Origin of the sequence: uncultured Novosphingobium sp. (assembly GCF_964277725.1) — a bacterium.
In the GTDB taxonomy this organism is placed as follows: domain Bacteria; phylum Pseudomonadota; class Alphaproteobacteria; order Sphingomonadales; family Sphingomonadaceae; genus Novosphingobium; species Novosphingobium fluoreni.
In genome coordinates this window covers 1-7,011 of the sequence record NZ_CAXYKL010000208.1, presented here as the reverse complement: position 1 = coordinate 7,011, position 7,011 = coordinate 1, and the positions used below count along the sequence as shown (strand labels likewise).

Below are 7,011 nucleotides of genomic sequence, written 5' to 3'. Positions count from 1 at the left end.
GGCCGCCATACTTGCTCTCGAAGGTGAAATCCGATTTCTTCTCGATCATGCGATCATGGCGACGGCGATAGGCGATCAGGTCGCGGATCGTGCCGATCTTGAGATCATGCATCCGGGCAAATCCCATAAGATCGTCCATGCGCGCCATCGTGCCGTCGTCGCGCATAATCTCGCAGATCACGCCCGAGGGATTGAGGCCGGCGAGGCGTGATATATCCACCGCAGCTTCGGTATGGCCGGCGCGAACCAGAACACCGCCCGGACGGGCGCGCAAGGGGAAGACGTGACCAGGCGTCACGATATCGTCGCGGCCCTTTGAGCCATCGATCGCGACGCTGATGGTCCGCGCACGGTCTCCCGCGGAAATGCCAGTCGTCACACCTTCGCGGGCCTCGATCGAGACGGTAAAGGCGGTTTCGTGGCGCGTGCCGTTCTTCGAGCTCATCGCTTCCAGACCCAGCAGATCGCAGCGTTCCGACGTGAGGGAAAGACAGATCAGGCCCCGGCCGTGCGTCGCCATGAAGTTGATCGCGCCGGGTGTCGCCATCTGGGCGGGGATCACCAGGTCGCCCTCGTTCTCGCGGTCCTCATCGTCGACGAGGATGAACATGCGGCCGTTGCGCGCTTCATCGATGATCTCTTCGATGGGCACCAGCATCTGCCGATCGTCGTTGGAGAACAGGACGCGCTCCAGTTTGTTGAGCGTTTCCGCCGTGGGGTTCCACTCCGGCTCCGTTACATCGCGCAGGGTGTTGGCGTGAAGACCGGCGGCGCGCGCCAGGCCAGACCGACTCATGCCCCCGTCAGTTACCAGCTTGCGGACTTTTTCTATCAGATCGGAAGCCATTTCACACCCTTGCATCACATCTTGATGTGAGGGCGGTACTATCACCTCACATTGAAAGCAATAGTGCCGAAAGTGATGTGACGGACCTATTGGGCGACGTCTGCCTTTTGGCGCGTGCGTTCTGCCTGAAGGCGCTTTCGCGTTTCGAGAACATCGCGATTGGGGATGCTGCTATCGACCTGATCGGCAAGGACCGCGCCGCGTTCTCCGGCAGGACGAGCAGGCCCGACGGTAGTGTCGATCAACGTCTGCCGCTCTATCTCCGCGTTCAGAACGGCTCCCAGCAATACGCCATAGGCCGACAGGAACAGCCACATCAGGAACACAACGATGGCGGACAAGGAACCGTAAGTGGCGTTATAATCGCTGATATATGCGACATATAGCGAGAAGCCGAAGGAGATCATCAGCCACAGCAAAGTAGCAAGGATCGAGCCGGGCGTCAGCCACCGCCACTTTGCCGGCCGTCGGTCCGGGCCGTATCGCATGATCAAGGCAAAGCCGGCGGTTCCCAGTGCCAGCGCAGCAGCCCAGGTGACCAGCTTGAAAAGGAACTCCGTGGCGCCGCCCAGAAACACGCTGGTCTGCGTTTGCAACCAGGCAAACAGGCCGCCCGAGATCAGGCCCGTAAGGGCGATAAATACCGCGGCCAGCGTAAGCCCGGCGGCGCGCAAGGTCAGCTTGAGGAAGCTGCGCGTCTCATGTTCGTCGTTGATGATGTTCAGGGCGCTGATCATCCCGCTGGCGGCGCGCATCCCGCCGTAGACGGCGAAGAACAATGCGATGACCAGCGCGAAGCCGGTGACTCCGGTGCTGGTATTCACGATCTGGAGCAACTGATCCTGGATTAGCTTAGCGACCTCTCCCGGGACGACCTCGACGATGCGGGCCATCTGCATCTGCACGCCGGCGGTATCGCCGACCAGGCCATAGATCATGACGGTCGCCGCGATCAGTGGCGTCAGCGCCAGAAACACGAAGAAGGCCAGGCCCGCCGCCAGAAGGCCAACCTCATGAAAACCTATCATGACGTAGACCCGCTTGATAACTTGTATCCAGGCCTTGCGTGGCATCGACCAGGGAGAGAGTGCGTCCGAGCCGGGGTGCCCACCCGCATCAACCGTACCGTCGCTCACTTAGTTTCCTCCTGCATCATGGAACTTTGGGTCTTTTCATGCTATTAAGCCGCTGGCGCCGCTGGTGGAGGCCGCGTCCATGAATGGGGGGTGACAATTCCACACGCTATGCGACAGCAAATCGTCGGGCGCGAGCAAGGTTCCCCGCGCTTGCGGAAGAACATTCGCCTTTCCGGTGTTGCACTTACTTGTTTTGCGGCAGCCTTCTCGTGCCCTGGCGCGATGGCACGGCAAGTCTCTACCACGTCCGGCGATCCGGCGTCGGGATCGAGTGCGCCGGTCGCTACCGTTCCGTCATCCGATGACGCCTTGCGCGCGGGCACGGTCCCCGTTCCGCCGCCACCTGCCGGAACCGCTCTTCCGCAAGTGGAACAGATCATCCCCGATGCCGAGTTCAACGCCGCCATCCCGGCACTGGACAACACGAACGATCCCGCCCTCGATCAGCCGCTGGAATCGATCGAGAGCTTTGAACGTCGCTTGGCTGCGAAACAGAGCGGGGCAAAGCCCACAGAAGGCCAGACGCCGCCCGCCAACGATCCGGTTTTGGCTGACAGGGATCCCGTGGAAGAGATCGGCGACGCCCCGATCAGCGATGCGGAATTGACCGCGGCCCTGCCATCCCTCAACCAATTCGAAGTGACGCCAGTCCAGTTCGCGGAAAAGGACGAGACGAGCGACGAGGACGCCCGCGTCACTTACGTCGTGCGCCTCAACGGGCTGGACCAGGCAGACAAGCAAACCGACGTGAGTCTGAAAAGTCAGTTCAAGGGCCTATCCGCGCTCGAAAACGGGAACGGCAAGGCGGCCAATATCGCCATGGCCTCGGCTCGCCTTCGTGAAGATAGCGAGTTGATCAAGACCATCCTGGCGTCCGAAGGCTGGTACGACCCGCAAGTCCGTTCGCGGGTGGATCGATCGGATGGACCCAGTGGGTTGCCGTTGAATGCAGTCATCGATGTGCAACCTGGTAAGCGCTACACATTCTCGCAGATCAAGGTGGTTTCCGATTCCACGGTGCCGCCCGATCTGATCGCCAACAACCTGGCGCTGAAGGTGGGTGAGCCGATCGTTGCCGAGCGGGTGCAGGGGGCAGAGGCCCAGGTTGCTATCGCCCTTCCGGAAAACGGCTATCCCTTCGCCAAGGTTGGTGAGCGGGATATCCTGCTGGACCAGGACGTGGGGCAGGGCGATTACACGCTGCCGGTCACCGTCGGGCCGCGCGCGCGGTTTGGCGGTTTCGCTACGGAAGGGGAGCTTGCGTTCGACGTGCGGCATGTTGCCACGCTGGCGCGCTTCAAGCGGGGCGAGTTGTACGACAGCCGCAAGGTTGACGATCTGCGCAAGGCGCTGGTGGCGACCGGCCTGTTCTCGACCGTCTCCGCCGAGCCGCAGCGCAGTGGAGAACCCGCGCCGGACAGCACGGAATACGTGACCATGCTCGTCAAGCAGGACGCCGGGCCGCCGCGCACCATCGCGGGAAGCGCCGGTTACGCGGCGGGCGAGGGCGCGACCATCCAGGGGACGTGGACGCATCGCAACCTCTTCCCGCCCGAAGGCGCGCTGATCGTGCATGGCATTGCCGGAACGCAGCAGCAGGGCGCAGGCGTCACTTTCCGCCGGGCCAATGCCGGCCAGCGCGACCGGACTTTCGAAACCGTGCTGGAAGGCCTGCATTCCAAATACGATGCTTACGATGCCTTCACCGGCCGCCTGGCAGCGCGCGTGAGCTACGATTCCACCCAGATCTGGCAGAAGCGCCTGACCTATGCCTACGGCGTCGAACTGCTGGGCACGGCAGAGCGGGACTACGATTTCGCCGCCGGAGAACGCCGCCGCCGGACGTTCTATATCGGCGCGCTCAATGGCCAGCTGGGGCTCGATACTTCGGATGATCTGCTTAACCCGACTAAGGGCTTTCGCCTGACCACGCTCATCCAGCCGGAAGGCTCGTTGCAGGGCAAGTTCACGCCCTACCTTCGGGCGCGGATCGATGGCTCGGCGTACTATCCGTTTGGTGACAGCTTCGTGCTGGCCGGCCGGGTTCGTTTCGGCACGATCCAGGGCGCTTCACGATCGGACATCGCACCTTCGCGGCGGCTATACTCCGGTGGTGGCGGTTCGGTCCGCGGCTTTGGCTATCAGCGCCTAGGGCCGCTCGATCCGAACGGAGATCCCATCGGTGGGCGCAGCCTTAACGAAGGCGCGATCGAAGGACGCTATCGCTTTGGCAATTACGGCGTAGTGGCGTTCCTCGATGCTGGCCAGTCCTACGAATCGACCATGCCCAAGTTCTCCGACTTGCGGTATGGCGTGGGCATCGGCGGGCGTTTCTACACTAATTTCGGCCCCTTGCGGGTGGACGTGGCGACGCCGCTGGGCCGTCGCGCCGGTGAATCGCGGCTCAACATCTATGTCTCTATCGGGCAAGCGTTCTGATGGCTGATCAAGACGACACCGTGCCCCCGGCAGATAGCGTCACTGTTGTAGAGCGCCCTCGCCGTCGCTGGGGCTTGCGCATCGCCAAGACCATCGCGGCGGCCGTGATCGGCCTTGTCCTGCTGGCGGTGGCGATCGTGCTGGGCCTCAACACCAGCCCCGGCCGGCGCTTCGTGGCCGATCAGATTGCCGCGCTGGAATTCCAGAACGGGATGAAGATCCAGGTCGGCCGGATCGAGGGTTCGCTTTACGGCAAGATGACCTTGCGCAACCTTTCAGTGCGCGATCCGCAGGGCGAGTTTCTGTTCTCGCCAGAGATCGATGTCGACTGGCGGCCTTTTGCGTACCTGAGCAATCACGTCGATGTGCGCTCCGCGATCGCGCAACGCATGATCCTGCGCCGTACCCCCAAATTCCGCGCCACTCCGCCTGCCGATCCGAACGAACCGCTGCTGCCGGATATCGACATCGACATCGGACGCTTGGCGGTGGGCAGCTTTGTCATCGAAAAGCCGGTCACCGGCGCGCGGCGCGTCGCCACTATCGACGGGCGCACGCACATCGCGGATGGACGCGCGCAGATTTTCGCCCGGGGCGGCACCGTGGCCGGGCAGGGCATGGCCGGGGGCGACCGCTTCCGTATCGATCTTGACGCCGTGCCCGCTCAAAACAAGCTCGATCTGAATGTCGATCTGAACGCCCCGCGTGACGGTGTGATCGCCAAGCTGGCGGGCTTCACCGAGCCGTTGGCGGTAAAGATCGGCGGCAAGGGCACGTGGGCAAACTGGAACGGCCAACTGGCCGCGGACCTCGCCGGTGGCGAACTGGCCCGCCTGGGTATCGCCGCCCGCGATGGCACTTTCACGGTGCGCGGTCCTACCCGTATTGCCCGCCTCGTTTCCGGGCCGACCGCCAACCTGCTTGGGCCGATCACCAATGTCGATCTCACCGCAGCCCTAGCCAATCGCCGCGCCAATCTCAGCGGCCGGGTGTGGAGCGATGCCTTCACCCTGACGCCCGACGGCGTCGTCGACTTGTCGGACAATTCGTTCAAGGATCTCAAGCTCGACTTCGTGCTGCTCAAGCCATCCGCGCTGGCCGAGAATCTGAGCGGTGCTGGCTTGCGTGCGGCGCTTTCGTTGAACGGCGCTTTCGCCACGCCGCGCGTGCAGTACGCCATCAATGCCAGCCGTATCGTGATGAACGACATGGGGCTGGAAGGTTTCGCGGCCACGGGGGCGGCCACGGTCGATGCCGAGCGGATCATGATCCCAGTCAGTGCCACCGCGCGGCGTATCACCGGGCTCGACACTGTGGCGGGCGGCTCTTTGGCGAACGTGCGTCTGAACGGCGATATCGCGATCGATGGCCCGCGCATCCTATCCGACAATATGCGCCTGCGCTCAGACCGGATCGACGCCAAGCTGATCCTGCTCGCGGACATGAGCAAGGGCCTCTACACCGGTGCGATCGATGGCCGGATCGACGACTATCGCATCGAAAGCGTTGGCATCTTCGACATCACGACCGACGTCGATTTGAAGGCCAAGGCCGATGGCTACGCGCTGGAAGGGACCGTTCGCGCCCGCTCCACCCGGCTGTTGAACGACAGTTTGAAGTCATACCTGGGCGGTAACTTCGTGGCGTCTTCGCGCGTCAGCTACGGGTCGGACGGTCTGGCGCGATTCTCCAACTTGCGCATGGAAGCGCCAGACCTGCGTGTCGTGGGCGGCAGCGGCGCGTACTCGACGCAAACGGGCCGGCTGGTCCTGAACGCCAATGGCACCTCCCGCCGGTATGGTCGCGTAGGCGTGCGAGTGGACGGTACGCTGGCTGATCCGAACGCCCATATAACGGCCGAGAAGCCAGGCTTTGGTATTGGGCTCGCCAATGTCGACGCGCGGATCGATGGTGTGCGAGGCGGCTATAACCTCAATCTCACCAGCGACACAGACTACGGTCCGCTGCGCGCGGACGTGACGCTGGAAATGGGACGGGCGCTGGCGATCCAGGTCAACAGCGCAAACCTATCGGGCGTCGATTTCGCAGGCCGGATCGTGCAGACGCCGAGCGGGCCGTTCAGCGGCCAATTGACAGCGAATGGCAATGGCCTTGGCGGTTTGATCCGGCTGGGGGCGCAAGGGAAGTATCAGGAAGTCGTCTTCAACCTTCGCGCGAAGGACTCGGTATTCCAGGGGCCGGCGAATCTTGCGATCGGTTCTGCGATCATCGATGGTCGCGCGGTACTGTATGATCAGCCGCTGGTGATCGCCGATGCACAGCTGGCCGGTACGCAGTTCGGCAGCCTGAACATCGCCGCCGCTCGCGTGCTCGTCGATTACCAGAACGGGCGCGGCAAGGCCAAGGCGCTGCTCGAAGGGACCAGCGGCGTCCCCTTCCGCATCAGTGCGAACGCCGAAATGCAGCCGGACCTGTGGCGCGCCGCCCTGGCGGGCCGCGTGCGCGGGCTGGATCTGCGGACGACCACGCCTGCGCGGATCATCCCGCGGAATGGCTCATACGAATTGCTGCCCACCAATATCGCGTTCGGCGGGGGCAACGTGAAGCTGGCAGGCACGTACGGCGATG

The 7,011-nt window shown here is 63.2% G+C and carries 3 protein-coding genes and 1 pseudogene; 2 read left to right on the top strand and 2 right to left on the bottom strand.

Translation table 11 applies throughout. The features are described from left to right. Positions 1-847, bottom strand: an 847-nt coding sequence (ribB, locus tag ACHWRX_RS11885) for a 3,4-dihydroxy-2-butanone-4-phosphate synthase (protein WP_394659371.1), incomplete at its 3' end; no start/stop codon positions are given. An 86-nt stretch (positions 848-933) separates the two neighbouring features. Next, positions 934-1,983, bottom strand: coding sequence for a YihY/virulence factor BrkB family protein (locus ACHWRX_RS11880; protein WP_394659370.1), 1,050 nt, complete (start codon positions 1,981-1,983; stop codon positions 934-936). Between the two features lie 222 nt (positions 1,984-2,205). On the opposite strand from ACHWRX_RS11880, the gene ACHWRX_RS11875 reads away from it, so the two are divergent. Together ACHWRX_RS11875 and ACHWRX_RS11870 are read left to right on the top strand one after the other, a co-directional pair. Further along, positions 2,206-4,422: a BamA/TamA family outer membrane protein gene (locus tag ACHWRX_RS11875; protein ID WP_394659369.1), complete on the top strand. Its 2,217-nt coding sequence runs from the start codon at positions 2,206-2,208 to the stop codon at positions 4,420-4,422. Next, positions 4,422-7,011 (top strand): annotated as a pseudogene (locus ACHWRX_RS11870) (hypothetical protein); the annotation flags it as partial. The gene ACHWRX_RS11875 and the pseudogene ACHWRX_RS11870, both read left to right, overlap by 1 nt.

Bases quoted from the DNA above. Each gene is read 5' to 3' on its own strand.
- ACHWRX_RS11875 (WP_394659369.1), top strand. From the start codon at position 2,206: ATGGCACGGCAAGTCTCTACCACGTCCGGCGATCCGGCGTCGGGATCG.